This window comes from Erythrobacter litoralis (assembly GCF_001719165.1).
Classification (GTDB): Bacteria; Pseudomonadota; Alphaproteobacteria; order Sphingomonadales; family Sphingomonadaceae; genus Erythrobacter; species Erythrobacter litoralis.
This window is the reverse complement of the sequence record NZ_CP017057.1, coordinates 2,470,986-2,493,212: the sequence shown is the minus strand read 5'-3', so window position 1 is coordinate 2,493,212 and position 22,227 is coordinate 2,470,986. Positions and strand designations below refer to the sequence as shown.

Sequence of the window (22,227 nt, the reverse complement as noted above, 5' to 3'; positions counted from 1 at the left end):
GCCGCCGCGCAGGCGGGGACTCGCAAGTGAGCGACGGTCTCGCTATGTAACGCGAATGACCGAATACCAGCTCGTCGAAAACAACGACACCGTCTACCGCGACGGTACGATCAAGCTACACACCGAAGAAGGCTTCGAGGGGATGCGAAAGGCCGGAAGGCTAGCCGCGACCATCCTCGACGAATGCGCCGAGTGGGTGCAGCCGGGCGTGACCACGGAAAGCATCGACGCGAAAATCCGCGAGATGATGCTCGATGCGGGCGCTGTTCCGGCAACGCTCGGCTATCGTGGCTACACTCATTCCTCGTGCATCTCGATCAATCACGTGATCTGCCACGGCATCCCGGGCGACAAGGTGCTTAAAGAGGGCGACATCCTCAACATCGACGTGACGCCGCTGTTGGACGGCTGGCACGGCGACACGAGCCGGATGTTCTACGCGGGCGAGCCGCCGATCAAGGCGAAGCGGCTGGTCGACGTCACCTATGAATGCCTGATGCTGGGGATCGAGGCGGCGTCGAAGCCCGGCGCGCGGCTGGGCGATATCGGCGCCGCGATCGAGGCGCATGCGAAGCAGTTCCGCTACGGCGTGGTGCGCGAATTCTGCGGGCACGGGCTTGGCCGCCTGTTCCACGACGCGCCCGAGGTCGTCCATGCGGGGAAGGCGGGCACGGGGCCGGAGCTGAAGCCCGGCATGTTCTTCACGATCGAGCCGATGATCAATCTCGGCAAGCCCTGGGCGAAGGTGCTGGGCGACGGCTGGACGGCGGTGACGCGCGACAAGTCGCTTTCGGCGCAGTTCGAGCACAGCCTCGCGATCACCGAGGACGGGGTGGAGATCTTCACCAAGAGCCCGACGGGGCGGGACAGGCCGCCTTATTCCTGATGTCCGGCGAACGCTCTTGCGGTGCTCGAATTGCCAAGGCTATCAAGCCTTATGGCGTCGCGTGATGGAAATCTCGGACTAGAAGTCGAACTACCCTATTGGGTTCAGCAGGACTTTCGCACTCGAGTGGCGGGATTGCTGGCAGTCACCTATTCGGTCGCTATAGCCGCATATCTCACAGGCTTTCCACCGTGGGTGGTCGTGTTCGGTATGCCAACCTACATCTTGGCGGCGATCGCTACCTATTATCAGCTTCGCGAGAATGGCCGGTCAGGCTGGTGGATAATCCTGATGATCGGAAACTTCGGTTTCGGGCCGAAGTTTCTGGGTCTGCCCATCCTTGGCATCGCCATGAATATGGTCCCCGTCATAATGGCGTGGAGGACCATCGAAGGTTCTGGCGATACCGCCGATCTGGGCTAGGTTATTGCTGGTTTCTTACGGACGTTCCGCCTGCAATGGCGAGCTTACAAAAACCACACCGCCAGCACCCCCACCATCACCGCAATCACGCCGAGCGAAAAGCCGAGCATCCACAAAACCGGCTTCGACACCCGCCCCAGCACCTTCCACTCATAGCCCAAGGCAATCGCCAGCGTGATCGGCACCTGCGCCGCGATCGCGACCGGATCGGGCAGGCCCGCCACCTGCACCACGCGCGCATAGGCCGGGGTCATCAGCGCCAAGGTCCCGATCAGCATCGCCTGCCGGTGCGCGTGCATGTCGCGCCTGCGAGCGAAATGCAGCGCCGCGAAATAGAGCGGCAGGAAGGTCACGAAGGCGGCGAGGTTTACCACCGTTACTTCCGGGCGGCCCAGTTCCCGCCCGATATTGACCGAGATGATCGCGCCCGAGACCGCCATCGCGCCCACCAGCGCCATCGAGGCTCTTCCGAAAGCGCGGTGCAGGTCGAGCCGGTGCTCGGCGGCGAGCCAAGCCTGGCTGGCGAGGAGTCCGAGCCATGCCACCATGCTGGTCGCATGAAGCACCACGATCGGCGTGTAGCGCGCCTGCACCGCCGGATCGGCAATCGCCTTGGCCGCGAAGGCGAGGAGGGTGAAGCCGAGCAGGGCCTGTGCGATGCGGCTCAGCAGCAGGCCCGATTGGCGATGACTTTCAGGGGCGCGCATCAGTTCTCCCTCGCGGCGCGAATGGCAGCTCCCGCTGCGAAGGGCGCGATCGCGACCAGCAGCAGGCTTGCCGCACCAACGAAGCCGAGGCTCGCCGGGTCCTGACGGGCGAGCGCGCCTGCACCGAAAATGAGCACGGGCAGGGCAAGCGGGACGAGCAAAAGGCCTGAAAGCGCCGCGCCAGAACGCAGGCTGGCGGTGAGCGCCGCGATGATGAGGCCGATTGCCGCAAGGCCCGGCGTGCCTGCGAGAAGGCCCAGCAGCAGCAGGTGCAATGTCGGCCCGTCCAGCGCCAGCAGCGCGGCGGCGGGGAAGGTCGCGAGCACCAGCGGCGGGCCGAAGCTGAGCCAGTGCGCAAGCAGCCGCACCGCCATCATGGCCTCTTCCGAAACGCCTCGCAGCCGCAGTTGGTCGAAGGTGCCCAGTTCGATGTCGTCGGCCACCAGCCGGTCCAGCGGCAGGATCGCGGCGAGCAGGGCGGCGATCCACACCACGCCCCCGCCGGTGCGGGCGAGCAGGGCAGCGTCCGGCCCGACCGCGAAGGGATAAAGCATCGCCACCGCGACGAAGAAGACGAGCGGGAGCGCGGCGCCTCCGCCTGCGAAGGGGAAGAATTTCGCAAGGTCGCGGCGCAGCAGCGTTCCGATCACGCGGGCTCTTCCCGGGGCGCGTAATCCTCGATCGCAAGGCTTCTCAGACCCGGCACGGCAAGCGTTTGGTGCGAGGCGACGAGCGCGATGCCTCCGTGCGCTAAATGTTCGCCGACAAGTTGCGTGACGGTTGCGATGGCGCCCGCATCAAGCCCCGACAGCGGTTCGTCGAGCAGCCAGATCGGCACCCGCCGCCCCATCAGCGCTGCGAGCGCAGCGCGCTTCCTCTGCCCTGTGGAAAGGTAGCGCACCGGCACGTCGAGCAGCCGTTCGAGCCCCAGCCGCGCATGGATCGAGCCGGCATCGGCAACACCGTCGACCCGCTCCCAGAAACCGAGCGCGCGGCCCAGCGGCAGGTCGGGATCGAGCGCGGGCCGTTCGTCGACGAGGCCGATGCCGCCCACCGCCTCGACCTCGCCCGCATAGGGCCGCGCAAGCCCGGCCAGCGTGCGGATCAGCGTCGTCTTGCCGGTCCCGTTCGCTCCCGTCAGGTGCAGCGCCTCGCCCGTATCGAGCGCGAAGGACAGCTTTCGCAGCAGCAGCCGTTCGCCGCGGCGGCAGGCAAGCCCCTCGGCAGCGAGGCGGGGGCCGGGAACAGCTGTTTCAGAACCTTCCATTGCGCTCGTGCGTTAGGCAAAAGAACCCATCCTCACAAGCAGTGAACCTCTGCGACCAGCATGCCAACAGGGAGCACGAAAATGGCCGTATCCGAACTCGACGAGAACGATCGCAAGGCGCTTTTGCAGGACCATCCCGAATGGGAGCTGATCAATGACGGCAAGGCGATCCGGCGGACGTTCCAGTTCGACGATTTCTCGCAGGCCTGGGGCTTCATGAGCCGGGTCGCATTGATCGCCGAGGCGCAGGAACACCATCCCGAATGGTTCAACGTCTATGCCAAGGTGGAGATCACGCTGACCACTCACGATGCGGACGGGCTATCGGTGCGCGATGCGACCATGGCCCGCGCGATCGATCGGTTGGTGTGAGGGGGCGCTCCGCTATCTGCCGAGCAGCGCCGCGCCCGCGCGGTTCTGCTTGCGGACCTTGTTCGGAAACCAGCGCTTGGCGAAATTGAGCCGGCGGGCGGTCTTGCCGACGAGGTAGTGTAATTCCTCGCCGTGGACCGCGTTCCAGACCGCTTCGGCGACTTCCTCGACCGGCGTGATCTCGAGCCCGGCCGCCTTCACCCGGTCGCGCACCATCTCGTTCGAGCGGCGATTGCCGGTTCCGTCCAACAGCGGCGTCTCGATGAAGCTCGGGCAGATCGAGCAGACCTTGATGCCATCGGGTGCCCATTCGGCATCGAGGCTTTCGGCGATTCCGCGGACCGCAAACTTGGTCGCGGAATAGACGCTCATGCCGGTCCCGCCTGCAATGCCGGCCGCGCTCGCGATATTGACCAGCGCCGAACCGGGTGCGGTGTCGAGCAGGTGCGGATGGGCCGCCTGCGCGCCGAACAGCACGCCCTTCAGGTTGATGTCGAGGCAGCGTTCGATCTCGTCCGTGTCGAGTTCGGCGAGCGGCCCGCCCGTGCCGATGCCGGCATTGTTGACCACGACGTCGATCCGGCCCCCGGCGGCGGTGCGAAAGGCGTTGAGCGCCTCGTCCCACGCGGCCCGGTCGCGCACGTCGAGCTTGTGGGCGTATTTGAACCCGCCGGGGATCAGGCCGAGCGTGTCTTCCATTCCCTGCTGATTGACGTCGCCGATGCCGACGAACCAGTCCCGCTCTCCGAAATGGCGAGCGATCGCCCGGCCGATGCCCGACGCCCCGCCGCTGATGAAGATGCTCCGGCGCTGTTGTCCCATTAGGGTCCCTCTCCCATGAATTGCGTTTTGCAACTGTCTAGAAGGACCGGGAGGCTTTGTCAGCAGGGTTGAGCCCGGTTCAGCCAGGCACGCCCGCAAGGCCTTTCACGTACCCCTCGCCCTCGACGATCTCGGCGGTCGAAGGCTTGAGCACATCGCCCAGCGGCTCGGCCCGTCCGCCGAGGCATTGGGCGAGGAAATTCTCGGCAAGCGCAAAGAAGGCGATCGAGTTCTCCGGCCGGGCAAAGCCATGCCCCTCGTCGGGATAGAGGACATAGGTGACGGGAATGCCCGCCTCCTTCATCGCGCCGACGATCTGGTCGCTTTCGGCCTGCTTGACGCGCGGATCGTTCGCCCCTTGCGCGATCAGCAGCGGCTTGGTGATCCGGTCGGCCTTGTAGAGCGGGCTCGCCGCCTTGAGCAGGGCAAGGCCCTCCTCGGTATCGGGATTGCCCATGCGCTCGTGGAAGATCTTCACCATCGGCGCCCAGTAGGGCGGGATGGTCGAAAGCAGCGTTTCGAGGTTTGAAGGCCCGACGATATCGACCCCGCAGGCGAACACGTCGGGCGTGAAGGCGAGGCCCGCCAGAGTCGCATAGCCGCCATAGGAGCCGCCCATTATCGCGACCTTGTCCCTGGCGGCGATGCCCTCTTCGATGGCCCATTCGACCGCATCGATGAGGTCGTCGTGCATTTTCAGACCCCATTGCTTGTTGCTGGCGTTGATAAAGTCCTTGCCGAAGCCGGTCGAGCCGCGGAAATTGACCGAAAGCAGCGCGTAGCCGCGATTGGCGAGCATCTGGTGTGCCGCGTTGAAGCCGTAGCTGTCGCGCGCCCAGGGTCCGCCATGAACCAGCAGCACCATCGGCACCGGGTTTTCCGGACGGCCGTCGCCATCGTCATCGCTGCCTGGCGGGAGCGTGAGATAGGAGGGCAGGGTAAGTCCGTCCCGGCTGGCGATCTCGAGCGGATGCATCGGCTGCAGCGGCGAGCCTTCCAGTTCGGGGCGCGAGACGTAGAACGCCGTCAGCGTTTCTGCATCGCGGTCGAAGATGTAGGTCGCGCTCGGCGCGGTCAGCGGGTCGTTCCAAACGATCCATGTCCGGTCGTCGTCGGTGCGGCTGGAAATTCCGAAATCGCCTTCGAGCCTTCCGCCCAGCCAGTCGAGCGCCGCGCCGATCGCGGGATCGATCGCGGTCCACTGGGTCGTGAGGTAATCGACCGAATAGGCCTGCACCTCGCCGGTCTGCTGGTGGCGGATCGTGCCGCCGATATCGGCCTTGTCGTCTTCGGCGATGAGCGTGCGATCGCCCGTCGCCGTGTCCTGCGCATAGAGCGCAGCGGTGTTGCGCCCGCGGCTGTCGAGCCAGTAGAGCAGCGACCCGTCGGTGGTGTAGCCGGCAGGCCCGGTGGTGAGCGAATCCTCCATCGCGGTCGTCTCGAATGGCTCGTCCTCGACTTCGCCTTCCGTCACCCGGAAATAGTCGGTCCCGCCTGCCTCGTTCTGGCGCATCGCCATGCGCAGCGTAAGCGTGTCGTCGGCCATGAAGCCGGCGAAGGAATTGTTCTCGTAGAACAGCGTGAGCGCGCCCGTGTTGAGATCGAGCAGGTATACGTCGTGGAACTGCGGATCGCGGTTGTTGAGCCCCACAAGGATCCGGTCCTTGATCGTCTCCGATGCGCCGACGACCTGGACGCGCGTGTTCTCGAACGGGGTCAGCGTCGTCTGCTCGCCGGTTTCGAGGTCGATCCGGTAGAGCAGGAAATTCTCGTCCCCGTCCTTGTCCTGGACATAAAGCAGGCTCTTTGCATCGCCCGGCCAGAAATGCTGGCGGATCGGGCGCGCGGTCGCTTTCGTCATCACCCGCGCCTTGTCCGGATCGTGCGCCGGGGCGAGCCAGATGTTGAGCACGCCTTCGTGAGGGGCAAGCCAGGAGAGCCACTTCGCGTCGGGGCTGATCTTGCCCTGCGCGCGGGTGGGGTTGCCGAACAGCGCATCGCGCGGGATGATCGGAAAACTATCGGCAGCAGGCATGGTCTCTCCCTTTTGTCGTTATGCTCACCGGGCCATGTATGCCCCATGCGCCCGATTGCCAGAGGCGGTTTCGACAGGCGCGCTACAGCGCGGGATCGGCGTAGAAGTGCCAGGTGAAGATCGCCATTGCCCCGCGATGCGGTGCCCACGGTTCGGCCAGAGCGCGCGTCTCCTTCTCCTTGGGCCGTTCATCCATGCCTGCGAGCCGCCGCACGCCTTCCTGCACGGCAAGGTCGCCGGCGGGCCAGATATCGGGGCGGCCTTCCGCGAACAGAAGGTATATCTCCGCCGACCAGCGCCCGATGCCCTTCACCTCGCTGAGCAGCGCGATCGCCTCCTCGTCGCCTTCGGGCAGGGCATGAAGATCGATTGCGCCCGCCTCGATCAATTCGCATAGCGAGCGTGCATAGCCCTGTTTCTGGCGCGACAGGCCGCAGGCACGAAGCGTGTCGAAATCGCGTGCCAGCAGTGTTTCGGGCGCGAAATCCTCGCCCAGTTCAGCCTCGAGTTTCGCCCACATCGAACTCGCCGCCGCGACCGAGACCTGCTGGCCGACGATCGTGCGCAGCAGCGTTCGGAAACCGCGCGGCCGTATGCGCGGGGCGGGATAGCCGACCCGGCTCAGCTCGCGCGCGACCCGTTCGTCCCGTGCCGCAACCTCGTCCAGCGCGGCGCGCAATTGCCCTTCGGTCAGCCCCATCGCGGCTCGCCCACTCTCAAATCCCCTAACTTGCCTCGCGCGGGAAACTCGCCTAGCAGCCCGCGAGTTTCCCGAACAGCGCAAGTCCTTGCGCGCAACCTTTCGAACGGCAGGAGAACGAAAGCCCATGCCCAAGCTGGTCGTCACCAATCGCGAAGGCGAAACGAGCGAAATCGACGTCGAGGACGGTCTGACGGTGATGGAAGCCATCCGCGACAACGGCTTCGACGAATTGCTGGCGCTGTGCGGCGGATGCTGTTCGTGCGCGACCTGCCACATCCATGTCGATCCGGCCGCGATGGACAAGCTCCCGGCGATGAGCGAGGACGAGGATGACCTGCTCGAAAGTTCGGATCACCGCACCGAAACCTCGCGCCTGTCGTGCCAGATCCCGTTCACCGACGCGCTTGACGGGCTCAAGGTCACGATCGCTCCCGAAGACTGATCCTGGTTGCGGGCGGGACGATCCCGCCCTAGTTCGTAACCCATGAATATCACGGCGCCCATCGGCGACACGCTCTCGCTTATCGGCAACACCCCGCTCGTCCGGCTTTCCGGGCCGAGCGAGGCGGCCGGCTGCGACATCTGGGGCAAGTGCGAATTCGCCAATCCCGGCTCCAGTGTAAAGGATCGCGCGGCGCTCTGGATGATCCGCGATGCCGAGGAGCGCGGCGAGCTCAGACCCGCCGGGACAGTGATCGAGGGCACGGCGGGCAATACCGGCATCGGCATCGCGCTCGTGGCCAACGCGCTCGGCTACAGGACCGTGATCGTGATGCCGGACAACCAGTCGAAGGAGAAGATGGACACGCTGCGTGCGCTCGGCGCCGAGCTGGTCCTCGTTCCCCCGACCAAATACGCCGATCCCAACCATTTCCAGCACGTCTCGCGCCGGATGGCGGAAGAGACGGAAGGCGCGATCTGGGCCGGGCAGTTCGACAACATCGCCAACCGCAAGGCCCATATCGAAGGCACCGCACAGGAGCTGTGGCACCAGACCGAAGGGCGGATCGACGGCTTCACCTGCGCCGCGGGGACCGGCGGGACGATCGCGGGCGTCGGCATGGGTCTGAAGGAGAAGAACTCCGAAATCCGCATCGCTCTGACCGATCCGCATGGCGCGGCGCTGTACAACTATTTCGCGCATGGCGAGCTGAAGGCCGAAGGCTCTTCGGTTGCCGAGGGGATCGGGCAGGGCCGGATCACCGCCAATCTCGAAGGCGCGCCGATCGACACGCAGTTCCGCATTTCCGACGAGGAAGGCCTTGTCTGGGTCGAGCGCCTGCTGCGCGGGGAAGGGCTTTGTCTCGGCCTGTCCTCGGGCATCAATGTCGCGGGCGCGATCGAACTCGGCCGCCAGCTCGTCTCCGAAGGGCGCGAGAACCCGCAGGTCGCGACGATCCTGTGCGACACCGGTTTTCGCTATCTCTCGACGCTCTACAACGCCGAATGGCTGCGTTCGAAGGGCCTGCCGGTGTTCGACTGGCTGGAACGCGGCGATGCGGCGCGCTAGGATCGGGCGATGAAAGCACGCAGGCTCTTCGCGATGGAACCGGCCGGCACGGGCGAAGACGCCCGCGAGGGCGCGCCCGAAGGCGCGCCGCTCGGCGGCACGCGCACCGAAGCGATGCAGCGGCTCCAGATCGGTGTGTTCGGGATCTGTGCGATGATCCTGCTGGTGGGCCTTGCGAGCATCATCGGGAGCCAGGCCGATCTCGTCGAGGAATCCGCCGTGCCCGATGCCGCGCCCACGACCGAGCCGACCGCCGTGCCCACACAGCGCGATCCGCTTGCCGATGCGGGCGTCGTCCCGCCGACCGAGCCCGACCCCCAGCCCGCCGCCGAGCCCGAGCCGCATTCGCAGGCCGGGCCCGCGCCGTTGAACGGTCCGGCCGCCCTCAACCCGCCCGCCTCGGCGGGCCCGCGCGCCGGGCAGGGGCAGCCGGGCGGCCCCGACTGATGGGCGCTGCCTCGTCCCGCAAGCCGCGCTAGCCCCCGCCCCCGTGTCGCCCCGGCCCGCCCGCGCCCTCATTACCGGCGGCCTCGCCGTCCTTCTCGTCATCGGTCTCGCGCTGCTCTTGCCGCGCCTGTTGCTGCCCGGCGATCCGCCTGCGGTCCGGTCTGACGGCCAGCCCGCGCTCCCGACGGCACCGCCATCCGCTCCCGGCGAGCGCCCCCGCCTGGGCCTTCATACGGGGCTTCCACTCTATCGCCCGCTCGGCATCGACGTGAAGGCGATGGCGCGCGGGCAAGGCGAGGTACCCTGGCAGCGCCGCGCGCTGGAAAAGGGCCACGCGCTCGTCCCGCTCGACACGCTTTCGCCCACGATCGGCCTGGTGCCCGGGGACCCGCCGGTCGATCCGCTCGAAGGGCTCGATCGGCTCGCGGTGATCCAGCCGCGCGCCCTGTCGCCGGCCGACAATGTCGCGCTCGACGAATGGGTGAAGGCGGGTGGGCGGCTGCTCTTGGTGCTCGATCCGATGCTGACCGGCGAATACGACCTGCCTCTCGGCGATCCGCGTCATCCCAACAGCGTGGCGCTGATCCCGCCGGTGGTCGAGCGCTGGGGACTCCAGATCGTCTATGACGAGACGCAGGAAAGCGGCCCGCGCTTCGCTTCCCATGAAGGCGGGACGATCCCGCTCGCGCTGGCGGGCGAGGTGCGCGCGCTCCGGGGGCGGGAGGATGGCTGCACCTTCGCCGCGTCCCGCGCGCTCGCCCGGTGTCGGGTGGGCGAGGGGAGCGTCACCGTGCTCGCCGATGCCGCCGTGTTCGAGCACGAGAGCCTCGCCGCCGAAGCCGGGCAGGGCAGTTCGGCGATCGGCGCGCTGGTGGATTACGCCTTCGCCTCCGGGAAGGGCGGGGACCGTGCGGGAAAACCGCGGGGCGGGGTCGGGGAATGAGCGGGAATCGGACGGGATTTCAGGGTTCGAGCGCCCCAAAGTTGACAAAAGTCATTCGCGGGGGTCTCCGTGCGAACGCGGGGTGTAGGAAAGAAACGTGAGATAAATCAGCTGTTTACCAAGTAATCCCGCGAAATCCCGCAAAATTCCCTTTTCACCCGCATGCTTCCCGGATATTACCGGGGTCCATCAAGCATGCCGATTTGTCCCGCGTCGCCGCTCTCAGCGCGGCGCGCCGCCCGAACGCGCGCTCGGGCGGCGATGGGGAAGGTGTGTTCGGGGACGGTGCATTCGAGAGGGGGTCACACGGGAAGTGGCGGGTTTTGCGGGATATAACGGACAGGCCTTTTCGCCCGCAGGCGACAAGGGTCGTTTTGTCCTGCCGCCGACCTTCCGCAAGGCCGTGAAGGAAAGCTCCGGCGGGGCGAGGACGCTCTGCCTTGCGGTGCACGACAAGTATGACTGCCTCGTCGGTTTCGGCCTCTCGCGCATGGATGAACTGCACGAACAGCTCGACAAGGAGGAGGAGCGCGCGATCCGCCTCGGCCTCACCGATTTCGACCCCGACGTGCGCGCCCAGCAGCTGTTCGGCTTCGAGCAGATCCCCTTCGACGATTCGGGCCGCTTCGTCATGCCCGACCATCTCAAGCACCTCGGCAAGGTCGAGGACGGGCTCTATTTCCACGGCGCGGGCAAGTTCTTCTTCGTCTGGAACCCGGCCGAGCTCGACCGGATGGACGCAAGCTTCAAGGGCGCGCAGGCGACCTGTCGCGCGCTGATGGCGAAGGCGAAGGGAGGCGCGAAGTGAGCGCGCCTCACATCCCCGTCCTGCTCGATGAAGTGGTCGCCGCGGTCGCGCCTGTGCCCGGCATGAAGGTCGTCGATGCGACCTTCGGCGCGGGCGGCTATTCGCGCGCGCTGCTCGATGCGGGGGCGCGCGTCTTCGCCTTCGACCGCGATCCGCACGCGATCGAGGAAGGCGCGTGGATGGAAGCGCGCTATGGCGGCCTCCTCTCGCTCCACCCGCACCGATTCTCGAAGATGCGCTCCGAAATGCAGCGGATGGGCGTCCCGCAGGTCGATGCGGTCGTCATGGACATCGGCGTCTCCTCGATGCAGCTCGACCGGGCGGAGCGCGGCTTTGCCTTTTCGCAGGACGGCCCGCTCGACATGCGCATGGGCGGCGAGGGGGAAAGCGCCGCCGATTTCCTCAACACCGCCGACGAAGCCGCCATCGCCGACGTGCTCTATCACTACGGCGAGGAGCGCCAGTCGCGCCGCGTCGCCCGCGCGATCGTCGCCGCGCGCCCGCTGGAAACCACCGGCGACCTCGCCCGCGTCGTGCGCAGGGCATTGGGCCACAAGCCGCATGAGAAGAAGGACCCAGCAACCCGCACGTTTCAGGCGGTGCGGATCCATGTGAACGACGAACTCGGCGAACTCACCGCCGGTCTCGCTGCGGCGGAAATCCTGCTGCGCGAAGGCGGGGAGCTGGCGGTCGTCAGCTTCCACAGTCTCGAGGACCGGATCGTCAAGCGTTTCCTCAAGGAGGCCTCGGGCGCGGGCCGCGCGGTGTCGCGCCACCTGCCCGGCGAAATTCCCGGTCCCGCGCCGACCTTCGCAAAGCTTTCCAAGGCGATCCGCCCGAGCGAGGCCGAGATCGCGCGCAATCCGCGCGCCCGATCGTCGGTCCTGCGCCATGCCGTCAGGACGGATGCTCCGGCCCGCGCGATCAACCAGGGAGAGGCATCATGATGGTCACCCATTCCAGGATGCGCTCGCTCGGCTGGGCCGCGATTCTGGTGATGTGCATCGGCCTGTTCGTGCTGCTGAGCCTGCGCGTCCATGCGGTGAAGAGCGAGGTGCTGCTCGCCGAACGCCAGATCATCCAGCTGGAGCGCGAGACGCGGCGGCTCGAAACCGAATTCCAGGCCCGCGCCAACCAGCGCCAGCTGGCCGAATGGAACAGGGTCGAATTCGGCTACGAGGCCCCGCGCGCGGACCAGTATCTCGAAGGCGAACGCCAGCTTGCGAGCCTCGGCCAGCCGCGCGGGCCCGATGCGCCCGCGCCGATCCGCGTCGCCCGCGCCGATAACGCGGTCGAAGGCGGCGATGGAGCCGATGACGGCGCGCGCGCCATGGTGTCGCCCGTCACTGGCAGGCCCGTCACGCTTGCGTCGGCGGCCGCGGCGAGCGCAGATGCGCCGACCCGCTTTGCCGAAGCCTTCGGGGAATTCCTGCTCGACGCATCGCCGATCCGTCCGGCGCGGGCCCAGGGCGTGGTGGAGATGGGCGAGCTTCGCGAATCGAGAGGCAGCGCTCAATGAACGTCCAGGCCCCCGGCCTCGGGCGCGGTCTCGCGGCCGGGATCGGCAAGGGTTCGGCTGAGCGCCAGCTTCCGCTCGGATTCGAGCCAGCGCCGCCCGGCGCGCGTCAGGCGGCGCAGCCCTCTGCGACACCTGCCCGGGCGCCGAACCCGCGTCCCGCTTTGCCGACCGGGCGCGGCCAGATCGTTAGCCTGCGGCAGGAATTGCTGCTTACCGCGCGCGCCCGGCTGCTGGTCATCGCGCTGCTTTTCGTTCTCATCGCCTGCGTCGCGCTGGTGCGGATCGGCTGGCTCGGCCTTGCGGGCGAAGGGCCGGCGCGCACCAGCCTCGATGCCGCGCTGCTGCCCGATCGCGGCGAGATCACCGACCGCAACGGCGTGCCGCTGGCGCGCGCCTTCGATGCCTATGCGCTGTGGTTCAATCCGCGGGCGATGGACGATGGCGGCTCCCCGCTGGTGCGATCTCCGGAAAGGGTCGCGGCCGGGCTGAAGGCCATCTTCCCCGAAATGGACGAGGCGGCGACCGCGCAATTGCTGCGAAACGGCAGGCCCGCCTATCTGCGCCGGCGCATCCTGCCCGAAGAGGCGAACGCGGTGTTCGACCTCGGCGAAGTCGCGCTGGAGACCCCGCGCGAACAGGACCGGCATTATCCGCAGGGAAAACTCGCAGCGCATGTGCTGGGCTATGTCGTCGAGGAGGAGGACGGCGCGCTCGGCGGGCGGGTCGGGATGGAACAGGTGCTGGATGATCGCCTGTCCGATCCGGCCCTGCGCGCTCGGCCGGCGGCGCTTTCGATCGACCTGCGCGTGCAGGGCGCGCTCGAGGACGAGATGCGTTCGGGCATGCTCGCGACCGATGCGATCGGGGCCGCGGGCGTGGTGCTCGATGTCGATACTGGCGAGGTGCTGGCGCTGGCCTCGCTGCCCGATTTCGACCCCAACCGGATCGCCGAGGAAGACGTGCCCAACATGCTCAACCGGGTGACCAACCAGGTGTCCGAACTGGGTTCGACCTTCAAGCCGCTGACCGTTGCGGCCGCGATCGATGCGGGCGTGATCCGCGACCTGTCGCGCGACTGGGATGCACGTCCGGTTGAGATCGGCCGCCGCCGGCTCGCGGATTATTCGGACAAGGGCGATGCGCTCAACATCCCGCAGGCGCTGGCCTATTCGTCGAACACGGTGACGATGCGCGTCGCCGACAAGCTCGGTCCGGAGAAGCTCAAGCGGGTGCTGATGGACCTCCACATGCACGAACGTCCGACGATCGAACTGCCCGCGCGCGCGCTGCCGTTCTGGCCGAAGGGCGAATGGAGCCGGATCCGGACCATGACGGTCGGCTATGGCCACGGCATCGCGGTCACTCCGCTGCATCTTGCGAACGCCTATGCCGCGATGGTCAATGGCGGGGTGTGGCGCCCGGCGACCCTGCGCAAGCTCGACGCGGACGAGGTGCCCCGCGGCAAGCGGGTGTTCAAGGCCTCGACCTCGGCCCGGATGCGTCAGCTGCTGCGGATGATCGCGCTCTACGGCACCGGGCGCAGCGCCGACGCCGAAGGGTACCGGGTGGGCGGCAAGACCGGATCGGCGGAGAAGAATTCGGACGGGCGCTATTCCAAGACCAAGCTCATCAGCACCTTCGCCGCCGCATTCCCGATGGACCGGCCGCGCTATGTCGTGGTCGTCGTGCTCGACGAACCGCGCGGGACCATCGCCAGCTCCTATCAACGCACCGCGGCGTGGAACGCTGCGCCGATCGTGGGCCGGCTGGTGCCGCGGATCGGACCGATGCTGGACGTGCGCCCCGACGACCACCGCGACGTCGATATCTCCGACCTCAGATACCTGATGGAGAAGGGCAAGTGAGGCTCTCGGCGCTTCTCGAGGCGGCGGGGCTGGAGCCGGCGGGCGAATGGAGCGATGCGGCGGTGAGCGGCTTTGCCATCGATCATCGCAAGGTCGCGCCCGGCACCGTCTTCGGCGCCTTCCGGGGCGAGCGCTTCAACGCCGAGGACGTGATCCCCCAGGCGATCGAGGCCGGCGCCGTCGCCGTGGTCGCTTCCCCCGAGGCCCGCGTCGAGGGCGCGGCGCATGTTGCGAGCGAAGAGCCGCGCCGCGCTTTCGCCCGGCTCGCGGCGCGTTTCTTCGAGCCGGTGCCCGAAACGCTCGTCGCGGTGACGGGGACCAACGGCAAGACCTCCACCGCCGAAATGACCCGACAGATCTGGCGCATGTGCGGCCGCAGCGCGGCGAGCATCGGGACGCTGGGCGTCACCACCCCCGACGGGAGCGTTTCGACCGGGCTGACCACGCCCGACATCGTCACCTTCCTTGCCAACATGGCCGGGCTCGCGCGCGAGGGGGTCACCCATGTCGCCTACGAGGCATCGAGCCACGGCCTTGCGCAATATCGCAATGAAGGCCTCACCCTCGCCGCGTCGGCCTTCACCAATTTCAGCCGCGACCACCTCGACTATCACGGCACGATGGAGGCCTATTTCGAGGCCAAGATGCGCCTGTTCGACGAAGTCGCGCAGCCCGCAAGCCCGGCAGTGATCTTTGACGGCGGGCGCGACGAGGTGTGGATCCCGAAGGCGATCGAGCGGGCGAAGGCGCGCGGGCTCGACGTGCGCTCGGTCGGCGAGAAGGGCCGATTCCTGCGGCTGACGGCGCGCGAGGCAACCCAGCTCGGCCAGGTCCTGACCGTGGAATTCGAGGGAAGCGCGCGCACGATCAAACTTCCCCTGATCGGCGAATACCAGGCCGCGAACGCGCTGGTGGCGGCGGGCCTTGCTTTGTCGACCGGCTGCGAGGCGGGGCAGGTGTTCGATGCGCTCTCCCGCCTCCAGCCGGTGCGCGGCCGGCTCGAACGCGCCGCGATCGCGCCCGTGGGAGCGCCGGTCTATGTCGATTACGCCCACACGCCCGACGCGATGGAAGCGGCCATCGCCGCGCTGCGCGGCCATGTCGACGACGCACGCGGCGGCCGGCTCACCGTGGTCTTCGGCGCAGGCGGCGACCGTGATCCGGGCAAGCGCGCGCCCATGGGAGACGTCGCGGCGCGCGGGGCTGAACGCGTCATCGTCACCGACGACAATCCGCGCGGCGAGGACGCAGGCGCGATCCGCGCCGCCATCCTCGAAGGCGCGCGGGGCGCAGGCGGCGAGGCGGAAATCATCGAAGTCGCAGGGCGCCGCGATGCCATCGCCGAGGCCATCGCCGGCGCGGGCGATCACGACATCATACTCGTGGCGGGGAAAGGTCACGAACAGGGGCAGATTATCGGGTCTGGAGACGATATGCGGGTTCTACCGTTCGACGATGTGGAAGTGGCGCGCGAATGCGCAGGCAGACGTAACCGGGATACGGGTCGATGACGCGAAGCACCTCTGCGCTCCTCAAGAGCTGGCCGATCGCGCCGCGCGATGCGCTTCCGCTCGCGTTGTGGGATGCGTCCGGGATCGCCGCGGCCACCGGCGGCACGGCGAGCCACGCCTTCCAGGCCTCCGGCATCGAGATGGATTCGCGCGACGTGCGCCCGGGCGACGTGTTCGTGGCGCTCAAGGGCGAAAGCATGGACGGCCACCGCTTCATCGAACAGGCCTTTGCCCAGGGAGCGGTCGCGGCGATCGTCGACCGCCCGATCGATTTCCCCCACGTTCTTGTCGAGGACACGACCCGCGCGCTCCACGACCTTGCCCATGCTGCGCGCGAACGTTCCGGCGCGGTGCGCATCGGGATCACCGGATCGGTTGGCAAGACCGGCATGAAGGAGGCGATCTTCGCCTGCCTCGACCGCGCGAGCCGGGGCGCGGCGCATCGCAGCGTGCGCAGCTACAACAACCATGTCGGCGTGCCGCTCTCGCTAGCACGAATGCCCGCGCGCGCGCGGTTCGGCGTGTTCGAGATGGGGATGAACCATGCAGGCGAGATCGCGCCGCTGTCGGCCCATGTCCTCCCCCATGTCGCGCTCATCACCACGATCGCGCCCGCCCATATCGAAAATCTCGGCAGCATGGAGGCGATCGCGGACGAAAAGGCGCAGATCTTCACAGGGCTGATGCCGGGCGGGACCGCGATCATTCCGGCCGACAGCGAATGGGCGGACCGCCTGATCGGCCATGCGAGGAGGCTGGGGCACAAGGTCGTGACCTTCGGCCGCAGCGCGGGCGCCGATGTGCGCCTGCTCGATGCGATCCCCTCTGCCAATGGCGGCTCACTCGTCACCGCCGATCTGGGCGGGGCGGCGCGGCTGTGCTTTTCGGTCGCGGAGCCGGGCGAACACTGGATCGCCAATGCGCTTGGCGTCATGGCAGCGGTGCGCGCTGCCGGCGGCGATCTTGGCGCGGCGGGCCTTGCGCTTGCGGAGATGGGCGGGCTGAAGGGCCGCGGGGCGCGCTTTCAGCTCGAAGTGCCGGGCGGCAAGGCGCTCTTGATCGACGAAAGCTACAATGCCAATCCCGCCTCGATGCGCGCCACGCTGCGGGCGCTGGGACAAACCCCGGCGCATCGCCGCATCGCGGTGCTCGGCAGCATGAAGGAGCTTGGCGACTTTGCCGAAGGATTTCACGCCCAGCTCGCCGAACCGCTGATCGAGGCGAAAATCGACCACGCGATCCTCGTCGGCGACGAGATGCGCTCGCTGGCCGCCGAACTGGGGAAAGCGGTCGCCAATTCGCTTGGATTCCCGCCCGCTTTCGAGCATTGCGAAACGCCTGCCGAGGCGATCCGGGCGCTCGGGCAATATGGTCTCACCCATGGCGATGCCGTGCTCGTGAAGGGCTCCAATTCGGTCGGGCTCGGTAAGCTGGTTCTACATTTCACCAAAGGCGCGCCCTAGGGACGGGCCGGGGACGAGTTCATGCTCTATCTTCTTGCGGAATGGCTGGGTTTCGAAGGGGCGCTCAATCTCGTGCGCTACCAGACCTTCCGCTTCGGTGCGACGCTGATGACGGCGCTCGTGTTCGGGCTCATCATCGGGCCGCGCTTCATCAACATGCTGCGCGTGCGCCAGGGCAAGGGCCAGCCGATCCGCGAGGACGGGCCGCAATCGCATCTCGCAAAGCGCGGCACGCCGACCATGGGCGGGCTGATGATCCTCGTCGCGCTCACCGTTGCGCTGGTCTTGTGGATGGACCTGTCGAACCCGTTCGTGTGGGCCTGCCTTGCCGTCACGATCGGTTTCGGGATCATCGGCTTTCTCGACGATTACGCCAAGGTGTCCAAGGCGAGCCATGCCGGGGTTTCGGGGCGGGTGCGCCTGCTGATGGAATTCGCGGTCGCAGGCATCGCGAGCTGGATCATCGTCAGCCAGATCAGCACGAACCTTTACCTGCCCTTCTTCTCCGACGTCGAGATCTCGCTCGGCCCGGCCTATTACGTCTTCGCCGCCTTCGTCATGGTCGGCGCGGGCAATGCGGTGAACCTGACCGATGGGCTCGACGGGCTCGCGATCATGCCGGTCATCATCGCGGCAGGGACCTTCGCGATCATCGCCTATCTCGTCGGCCGGGTCGATTTCAGCGAATATCTCGGCATCCCGCACGTGCCGGGAGCGGGAGAACTGGCGGTGTTCTGCGCGGCGATCATGGGGGCGGGGCTCGCCTTCCTGTGGTTCAACGCGCCGCCCGCCGCCGTCTTCATGGGCGACACCGGCAGCCTTGCGCTGGGCGGCGCGCTCGGCGCGATCGCGGTCGCGGCGCATCACGAAGTCGTGCTGGCGATCGTCGGCGGGCTGTTCGTGCTTGAGGCGGTCTCGGTCATCATCCAGGTCTTCTGGTTCAAGCGCACCGGCAGGCGCGTCTTTCGCATGGCGCCGATCCATCACCATTTCGAACAGCTAGGCTGGAGCGAGAGCAAGGTCGTGATCCGGTTCTGGATCATCGCCATCGTGCTCGCGCTGCTGGGCCTTGCGACGCTCAAGCTGAGGTGAGGGCGCGCGCGTGATCACTTCCGCCGCCTTTTCCGGCAAGCGCTATGCGGTGCTAGGGCTGGCGCGGTCGGGCGCCTCGAGCGTCGAGGCGCTGCTGGCGAGCGGGGCCGACGTCACTGCCTGGGACCGCGACGACGACAAGCGCACCGCGTTCGAGGGGCGCTGCGATCTCGCCGATCCGCTGGGGCTCGATCTCACCGGCTTCGCGGGCGTCGTGGTGTCGCCGGGAGTGCCGCTCAACACCCATCCGATCGCCGCCCATGCCGCCAGGTTTGGCGTTCCGGTGATCGGCGACATCGAACTCTTCGCGCTCGCACGGGGGGACATGGTCGAACACCGCGTGGTCGGCATCACCGGGACCAACGGCAAGTCGACCGTCACCGCGCTAACCCATCACATCCTCGCCATGGCGGGCTTTCCGAGCTGCGTGGGCGGCAATATCGGCGAGCCGATCATGACGCGCGAACCGCTCGCGCCCAATGAGAACGGGCTGGGCATCTACGTGCTGGAGCTGTCGAGCTTTCAGATCGATCTCACCTTCAGCCTCGAAGCGGATGTTGCTGCGTTGACCAACATTACGCCGGACCATCTCGATCGCTATGCGGACTATGCCGCCTATGCCGCGGCGAAGGAGCGCCTGTTCGACATGCAGTCGGCGCGCCGTCTCGCGGTGTTCGGCACGGAGGACGGCCCGACGGGCGAGATCCACGCGCGGCAGGCGGAACGGCGCGGCCAGGGGCGCGCGGTTCTGGCCGACCTTGCCCGGTTCGAGGCGCTTCAGCATGAATGGCCGTCCCTGCAGGGGCCGCACAATCTCCAGAACGTCGCTCTCGCGGTCGCGCTGGCCGAGGAACTGGGCGTGACCGAGCCGCAATGGCGCCATGCCCTGCCGCGCTTTCGCGGGCTGCCGCACCGGATGGAGCGGACCTGCGAGAAGGACGGCGTGCTCTACGTCAACGATTCCAAGGCGACCAATCCCGCCTCCGCCGCGCCTGCGCTCGCCGCCTTCCCCCCCGATGTCGCGATCCATGACGGCAGCCCCCGCGTGCACTGGATCGTCGGCGGGCTCGCCAAGGAAGATTCCCTCGCCGAATGCGAAAGCCATCTCGCCAATATCGCCGCGGCCTATACGGTGGGCGAGGCGGGGCCGCTTTTCGCGAGGCTGCTCGAGGGGCGCGTGCCCGTCGAGCGCTGCGAGCTAATCGCCGAGGCGGTCACCCGCGCTCATGCCGCCGCGCGCCCCGGCGATGTCGTCCTGCTTTCGCCCGCCTGCGCGAGTTACGACCAGTTCCGCGACTACGAGAAGCGCGGCGAACATTTCCGCCACCTCGTCGGCGTGATCGCCGATTGCGAGGTGCGCACACCCGGCCGTCTCATGGGCGCGGAGGAGCTGTCATGACCACGCCCGGCGTCTTCCCCGCCCCCCGCAGGAATTCCTTCGCCCCGCCGCCCGCGCTCGTGCGGCGCGGCTTGCGCGAGGAAATGCGCATCTGGTGGCGCGAGGTGGACAGGGCGCTGCTCGCGCTCATCGTGTTGCTGATGGGCTTCGGAACGCTTGCTGTCGCCGCCGCGTCCCCGGCGAGCGCAGACCAGCTTTCGACAGCCGCCGTCACGCTCGATGCGTTCATGTTCCTGAAGCGCCACGTGGTCTTCCAGCTGCTCGGCCTTGCGCTGATGATCGGCCTGTCCGTCCTCGGCCGCGAGGATGCGCGCCGGATCGGCATAATCGCCTTTGCCTTCATGCTTGCCCTGCTCGTTCTCGTGCCCTTCATCGGGGTCGAGAAGAATGGCTCGCGGCGCTGGCTCGAAATCGGCATGAGCCTCCAGCCGAGCGAGTTCCTCAAACCCGGCTTCGCGGTCGTGCTTGCGTGGATCCTGTCGTGGCGGCTGCGCGATCCGCAGCTTCCGGTGCTGGCCTTCGCGAGCGCCATCCTTGCGCTGATCGCGGGGCTCTTGATGATGCAGCCCAATCTCGGTGAGACGATCCTGTTCGCCGGCATCTGGTTCGTGATGGTGATGCTGGCGGGCGTCTCGCTGAAACGCATCGCGAGCGTTGCGGGGGCGGGGATTGCCGGGCTGGTGCTGACCTATTTCTTCTACGACAATGCCAGGAACAGGATCGATTCCTTCCTTGGCGGCGGGACCGCCTTCGACCAGGTCGACCTCGCCTTTCGCACGCTCACCAATGGCGGTTCTACGGGGACCGGCCTGTGGCTCGGCACGCGCAAGATGAACCTGCCCGAGGCGCATACCGACTACATCTTCTCGGTCATCGGCGAGGAATTCGGCCTTGCCGTATGCGCGCTGGTGGTGGCGCTTTACTGCGCGATCGTGCTACGGGCGCTGATGCGGCTGGTGGACGAGGACGACCTATTCGCGCTGCTCGCGGGTGCAGGGCTGATCGCGCAGGTGGGCGGGCAGGCTTTCATGAACGTGCTCGTCAACCTCCAGCTCTTCCCGTCCAAGGGCGCGACATTGCCGCTCATCAGCTATGGCGGGTCCTCGACGCTGGCGGTGTGCTTCGCGCTCGGGCTATTGCTGGCGATCACGCGGCGCAATCCCTTCCTCACGCGAGAGGGCGGCGGATTGCGCGAGTTTTTCGAGCGCAAGGAGGAGCGCGCATGACGCACGCAACGCGCCAGAGAGCCCGCAGCGGGGCCAGCCGCCATTTCGTCCTCGCGGCAGGCGGGACGGGCGGGCACCTGATCCCGGCCTTCGCGCTCGCCAGCGAACTCGAAGCGCGCGGACATCACGTTGCGCTCGTCACCGATGAACGCGGGAGCAACATTCCCGGCCGGCCCGAGGGGCTGACCGCCCATGTCCTGCCCGCCGGGCGCTTCGGCAGGAACCCCGTAAAGTGGATCGGCGGCATCCGCGCCGTGTTCGAAGGGCGCAGCATGGCGCTGCGCCTGTTCGATGCGTTCGAACCTTCCGCGGTGATCGGCTTCGGCGGCTATCCGGCGCTGCCCGCGCTGCTCGCCGCGACGTCGGCGAAAGTCCCGACCGTCATTCACGAACAGAACGCGGTGCTCGGCCGGGTCAACCGCCTGCTGGCGGGCCGGGTCGATGCGATCGCGACGTCCTATCGGCAGGTCGACCGGCTGAAGCCGAAGCACGCGCGCAAGGTCCATCTCACCGGCAATCCGGTGCGCGAGGAAGTGCTTGCCCTGCGGGACATGGATTTCCCAGCGCTGACCGAGGAGGGTCTGCTGCGCGTTCTCGTCACCGGCGGCTCGCAGGGTGCCCGCGTCCTGTCCGAGATCGTGCCCGACGGGCTCGCCATGTTGCCCCCGGCGCTGCGCAGCCGGCTTCAGGTGACGCAGCAATGCCGCCCGGAGGACCTCGAGGCGGTCCGCGCGCGCTATGCCGCACACGACATACCGGCCGAACTCGGCACCTATTTCGAGGACATGCACGAACGGCTCGCCGACACCCACCTGTTCATCGGGCGTGCGGGCGCATCGACCATTGCCGAACTGACCGGCGTCGGCCGTCCGGCGATCCTCGTGCCGCTCGCGATTGCGACCGACGATCACCAGGCGGCGAACACGCGCGAGATCGTCAAGGCGGGGGGCGCGCGGATGATCCGGCAGGAGAAATTCACGGCCAAGGAACTCGCCAAGCAGATCCAGGCGCTCGCGCAGAACCCGGCCAGCCTCGGCAATGCCGCGCATGGTGCGTTCAATTGCGGGCGGCCCGATGCGACCAAGGACCTCGCCGACCTCGTCGAGAGCCTCGGCGGGATCGACCTGATGGACGTAATCCGCGTCGGCGAGAGCGCTCCGCGCGGCGCGGCGGCTGCGGTGCGCACGCAGCCTTCGACGCGCGACGAGGACATGGCAGCGTGAGGCGCG

The 22,227-nt window shown here is 67.4% G+C and carries 23 protein-coding genes; 17 read left to right on the top strand and 6 right to left on the bottom strand.

Going from position 1 to position 22,227, the window contains the following annotated elements:
* Positions 1 to 55: 55 nt before the first annotated feature.
* Positions 56 to 886 carry a type I methionyl aminopeptidase gene (gene map / locus Ga0102493_RS11945; RefSeq protein ID WP_034903465.1) on the top strand — a complete coding sequence of 277 codons (831 nt, stop codon included), beginning with the start codon at positions 56 to 58 and terminating at the stop codon, positions 884 to 886.
* A gap of 51 nt (positions 887 to 937) precedes the next feature.
* Positions 938 to 1,309: a hypothetical protein gene (locus Ga0102493_RS11940; protein WP_069297533.1), complete on the top strand. Its 372-nt coding sequence runs from the start codon at positions 938 to 940 to the stop codon at positions 1,307 to 1,309.
* A gap of 44 nt (positions 1,310 to 1,353) precedes the next feature.
* Here the strand turns inward: Ga0102493_RS11940 and Ga0102493_RS11935 are convergent, their stop codons facing one another.
* The 3 genes from Ga0102493_RS11935 to ccmA are packed head-to-tail and all read right to left on the bottom strand — an operon-like array spanning position 1,354 to position 3,283.
* The gene (locus tag Ga0102493_RS11935) at positions 1,354 to 2,016 is read right to left on the bottom strand and encodes a hypothetical protein (protein WP_236922217.1); all 663 of its coding nucleotides are present in this window, start codon (positions 2,014 to 2,016) and stop codon (positions 1,354 to 1,356) included.
* Complete coding sequence (locus tag Ga0102493_RS11930) at positions 2,016 to 2,666, bottom strand: heme exporter protein CcmB (RefSeq protein ID WP_034903470.1); 651 nt, start codon at positions 2,664 to 2,666, stop codon at positions 2,016 to 2,018. Before Ga0102493_RS11930 ends, Ga0102493_RS11935 begins: the two co-directional genes overlap by 1 nt.
* A complete protein-coding gene (gene ccmA, locus Ga0102493_RS11925; protein ID WP_034903473.1) occupies positions 2,663 to 3,283 on the bottom strand; it encodes a heme ABC exporter ATP-binding protein CcmA in 621 nt (206 codons plus the stop codon). Before ccmA ends, Ga0102493_RS11930 begins: the two co-directional genes overlap by 4 nt.
* A gap of 81 nt (positions 3,284 to 3,364) precedes the next feature.
* On the opposite strand from ccmA, the gene Ga0102493_RS11920 reads away from it, so the two are divergent.
* Complete coding sequence (locus tag Ga0102493_RS11920) at positions 3,365 to 3,655, top strand: 4a-hydroxytetrahydrobiopterin dehydratase (RefSeq protein ID WP_034903475.1); 291 nt, start codon at positions 3,365 to 3,367, stop codon at positions 3,653 to 3,655.
* A 12-nt stretch (positions 3,656 to 3,667) separates the two neighbouring features.
* Here Ga0102493_RS11920 and Ga0102493_RS11915 read toward each other — a convergent pair whose 3' ends face one another.
* The 3 genes from Ga0102493_RS11915 to Ga0102493_RS11905 form a co-directional block, all read right to left on the bottom strand.
* Positions 3,668 to 4,477: an SDR family oxidoreductase gene (locus tag Ga0102493_RS11915; RefSeq protein WP_034903478.1), complete on the bottom strand. Its 810-nt coding sequence runs from the start codon at positions 4,475 to 4,477 to the stop codon at positions 3,668 to 3,670.
* Positions 4,478 to 4,556: 79 nt separating this feature from the next.
* Positions 4,557 to 6,512 (bottom strand): S9 family peptidase, encoded by a 1,956-nt coding sequence (locus tag Ga0102493_RS11910; protein WP_034903480.1) that lies wholly within the window; start codon positions 6,510 to 6,512, stop codon positions 4,557 to 4,559.
* Between the two features lie 82 nt (positions 6,513 to 6,594).
* A complete protein-coding gene (locus Ga0102493_RS11905) occupies positions 6,595 to 7,212 on the bottom strand; it encodes a DNA-3-methyladenine glycosylase family protein (protein WP_034903482.1) in 618 nt (205 codons plus the stop codon).
* A 127-nt stretch (positions 7,213 to 7,339) separates the two neighbouring features.
* Here Ga0102493_RS11905 and Ga0102493_RS11900 point away from each other — a divergent pair, with 127 nt between their 5' ends.
* The 14 genes from Ga0102493_RS11900 (at position 7,340) to murG (ending at position 22,221) form a co-directional block, all read left to right on the top strand.
* Entirely contained in the window at positions 7,340 to 7,657 is a 318-nt protein-coding gene (locus Ga0102493_RS11900) for a 2Fe-2S iron-sulfur cluster-binding protein (RefSeq protein ID WP_034903485.1), read from the top strand.
* Positions 7,658 to 7,699: 42 nt separating this feature from the next.
* Complete coding sequence (locus Ga0102493_RS11895) at positions 7,700 to 8,725, top strand: cysteine synthase A (RefSeq protein ID WP_034903488.1); 1,026 nt, start codon at positions 7,700 to 7,702, stop codon at positions 8,723 to 8,725.
* 9 nt (positions 8,726 to 8,734) lie between these two features.
* Complete coding sequence (locus Ga0102493_RS11890; protein ID WP_069297532.1) at positions 8,735 to 9,172, top strand: hypothetical protein; 438 nt, start codon at positions 8,735 to 8,737, stop codon at positions 9,170 to 9,172.
* Between the two features lie 43 nt (positions 9,173 to 9,215).
* On the top strand, positions 9,216 to 10,115 hold the full coding sequence (locus Ga0102493_RS11885) for a motility-associated ABC transporter substrate-binding family protein (protein WP_069297531.1): 900 nt from the start codon (positions 9,216 to 9,218) through the stop codon (positions 10,113 to 10,115).
* A 313-nt stretch (positions 10,116 to 10,428) separates the two neighbouring features.
* A complete protein-coding gene (locus Ga0102493_RS11880; RefSeq protein WP_034903491.1) occupies positions 10,429 to 10,923 on the top strand; it encodes a division/cell wall cluster transcriptional repressor MraZ in 495 nt (164 codons plus the stop codon).
* The gene (gene rsmH / locus Ga0102493_RS11875; RefSeq protein ID WP_034903494.1) at positions 10,920 to 11,870 is read left to right on the top strand and encodes a 16S rRNA (cytosine(1402)-N(4))-methyltransferase RsmH; all 951 of its coding nucleotides are present in this window, start codon (positions 10,920 to 10,922) and stop codon (positions 11,868 to 11,870) included. The genes Ga0102493_RS11880 and rsmH overlap by 4 nt, the downstream gene beginning before the upstream one ends.
* Positions 11,867 to 12,442: a hypothetical protein gene (locus tag Ga0102493_RS11870; protein WP_034903496.1), complete on the top strand. Its 576-nt coding sequence runs from the start codon at positions 11,867 to 11,869 to the stop codon at positions 12,440 to 12,442. The genes rsmH and Ga0102493_RS11870 overlap by 4 nt, the downstream gene beginning before the upstream one ends.
* Positions 12,439 to 14,307 carry a peptidoglycan D,D-transpeptidase FtsI family protein gene (locus Ga0102493_RS11865; RefSeq protein ID WP_081845631.1) on the top strand — a complete coding sequence of 623 codons (1,869 nt, stop codon included), beginning with the start codon at positions 12,439 to 12,441 and terminating at the stop codon, positions 14,305 to 14,307. The genes Ga0102493_RS11870 and Ga0102493_RS11865 overlap by 4 nt, the downstream gene beginning before the upstream one ends.
* A complete protein-coding gene (locus Ga0102493_RS11860) occupies positions 14,304 to 15,818 on the top strand; it encodes a UDP-N-acetylmuramoyl-L-alanyl-D-glutamate--2,6-diaminopimelate ligase (RefSeq protein WP_034903498.1) in 1,515 nt (504 codons plus the stop codon). Before Ga0102493_RS11865 ends, Ga0102493_RS11860 begins: the two co-directional genes overlap by 4 nt.
* On the top strand, positions 15,815 to 17,281 hold the full coding sequence (locus tag Ga0102493_RS11855) for a UDP-N-acetylmuramoyl-tripeptide--D-alanyl-D-alanine ligase (protein ID WP_051697932.1): 1,467 nt from the start codon (positions 15,815 to 15,817) through the stop codon (positions 17,279 to 17,281). The genes Ga0102493_RS11860 and Ga0102493_RS11855 overlap by 4 nt, the downstream gene beginning before the upstream one ends.
* A 21-nt stretch (positions 17,282 to 17,302) precedes the next feature.
* Positions 17,303 to 18,373 carry a phospho-N-acetylmuramoyl-pentapeptide-transferase gene (mraY, locus tag Ga0102493_RS11850; protein WP_034903500.1) on the top strand — a complete coding sequence of 357 codons (1,071 nt, stop codon included), beginning with the start codon at positions 17,303 to 17,305 and terminating at the stop codon, positions 18,371 to 18,373.
* 10 nt (positions 18,374 to 18,383) lie between these two features.
* Positions 18,384 to 19,772 (top strand): UDP-N-acetylmuramoyl-L-alanine--D-glutamate ligase, encoded by a 1,389-nt coding sequence (murD, locus tag Ga0102493_RS11845; RefSeq protein ID WP_051697933.1) that lies wholly within the window; start codon positions 18,384 to 18,386, stop codon positions 19,770 to 19,772.
* Positions 19,769 to 20,998 carry an FtsW/RodA/SpoVE family cell cycle protein gene (locus Ga0102493_RS11840; RefSeq protein WP_034903503.1) on the top strand — a complete coding sequence of 410 codons (1,230 nt, stop codon included), beginning with the start codon at positions 19,769 to 19,771 and terminating at the stop codon, positions 20,996 to 20,998. Before murD ends, Ga0102493_RS11840 begins: the two co-directional genes overlap by 4 nt.
* Entirely contained in the window at positions 20,995 to 22,221 is a 1,227-nt protein-coding gene (gene murG, locus Ga0102493_RS11835) for an undecaprenyldiphospho-muramoylpentapeptide beta-N-acetylglucosaminyltransferase (RefSeq protein ID WP_034903506.1), read from the top strand. Before Ga0102493_RS11840 ends, murG begins: the two co-directional genes overlap by 4 nt.
* The last annotated feature ends 6 nt before the right edge of the window (positions 22,222 to 22,227 follow it).